Below are 1,385 nucleotides of genomic sequence, written 5' to 3'. Positions count from 1 at the left end.
GCGCTGGGAACATGCCTCGACGATGTCGCGCGCGCGCCGGCACGTCGCGCGAAAACCAGCGGTCTGCGGCAGCATCGTTCTTGCGCAGGAAGCCGCCATGCGGTTCGCTGATGCGCAGCAAACCGACGACCTCGGCCGGCGCCTCGGCTGCGCCCTCCTTCTCGTCGTGTGCGCCGGCGGCGATGAAGCCGCGGTTGACCAGCGTCGTGACGCCGTGGGTCGGCGCTGCAACTGGATCTGCATTTCGCTGATTTCTTCGATCAGCACAGGGTTGCTGCTGAATTCCGGCATGCGCTTCCAGTCGCCCAGGATCACCGCCAGCGTCGCCAGCGGCGTGCCGAGTTCATGGGCGGCGCCGGACGCCAGCAAGCCCATGCGCACGATGTGATCTTCTTCCGCGGCGCGTTGGCGCAAGGCGGCCAGCTGGGCGTCGCCGGCACGGCGGTTGCTGCTGATGCGCGTGATGAAAATGGCCAGCAAGGCGGCGATCAGCAGGAAGCTGATCAACATGCCTTCGACGTACAGGCTGAACAGGCCTTCATCATGGTCCGGCGGCAGCGACAACGGCATGAAGAACTGCGACAGGCCGGCGAAACAGAGGCCGGTGATGCAGACGATGGTCCAGGTGGACCAGGCTTCCAGCAGCACTGCGCTCAGGATAACCTGCAGCAGGTACAGGAAGGCAAATGGATTGCTGGCGCCGCCGCTGAGGTACAGCTGCGCGGTCAGGGTGGCGACGTCGACCAGCAGCGCCAGGAACAGCTCGCGGTTGGTGACGAAGGGCCGCTCGTGCCAGCGCAGGTGGCTGCCGATGTTGAAGGCGATCAGGCAGGCCAGCACTTCCAGCATGTGCGGCAGCGGCAAATGGATGTCGAAACCGAAAATCACCACGATGATGGTGGTGATCTGGCCGAACACGGCGATCCAGCGCAACTGGATCAGTTGCAGCATGTTCTTGTGGCCGGCGGCGCGATCAGGCGCGCGGGCGATTTCAGGGCCTGGCGGAAGGACGCTGTCGATCATGCGCAGTCGATCATGGTAAACGAGTGAATTGGCGGGTCGGAGACGACGAATTTGCCGGAATTATCCCGCGTCTGGGCCTTGCTTGCCATCTTTGTTTTTCTGCCCGGCGGACAGGCGCCGGCGTTTTTCGTCGCGTCCGATCCAGAAGAATGCGGCGCCCGTCATCAGGGCCAGTCCGAACCAGGTCAATGCGTAGACCAGATGATTGTTGGGAAAGGAAATCACGGTCAGTCCACCGACGGCTTGTCCGTTCGCGGCGCGTTGCTGTTCCGACGCAGCGCTGTGCATATCCTCCGCATCGATGAAATACGGCGCGACGTGGTCCAGCTTCCTCGACACTGCGATGGCCGGCACGTCGCGGG

Annotated in this window: 1 protein-coding gene and 2 pseudogenes; all 3 read right to left on the bottom strand. The window is 63.6% G+C overall.

Annotated elements, in window-relative coordinates:
- Nucleotides 1–184, bottom strand: a pseudogene (locus HLUSI_RS34345) (hypothetical protein); the annotation flags it as partial.
- Nucleotides 185–222: 38 nt separating this feature from the next.
- Nucleotides 223–1,023, bottom strand: a pseudogene (locus tag HLUSI_RS29565) (ActS/PrrB/RegB family redox-sensitive histidine kinase); the annotation flags it as partial.
- Between the two features lie 60 nt (nucleotides 1,024–1,083).
- Nucleotides 1,084–1,385, bottom strand: a 302-nt coding sequence (locus HLUSI_RS0118745) for an SURF1 family cytochrome oxidase biogenesis protein (protein WP_016835410.1), incomplete at its 5' end; no start/stop codon positions are given.

The organism is Herbaspirillum lusitanum P6-12 (genome assembly GCF_000256565.1).
Classification (GTDB): Bacteria; Pseudomonadota; Gammaproteobacteria; order Burkholderiales; family Burkholderiaceae_D; genus Herbaspirillum; species Herbaspirillum lusitanum.
This window is presented reverse-complemented; position numbering and strand designations above follow the sequence as displayed.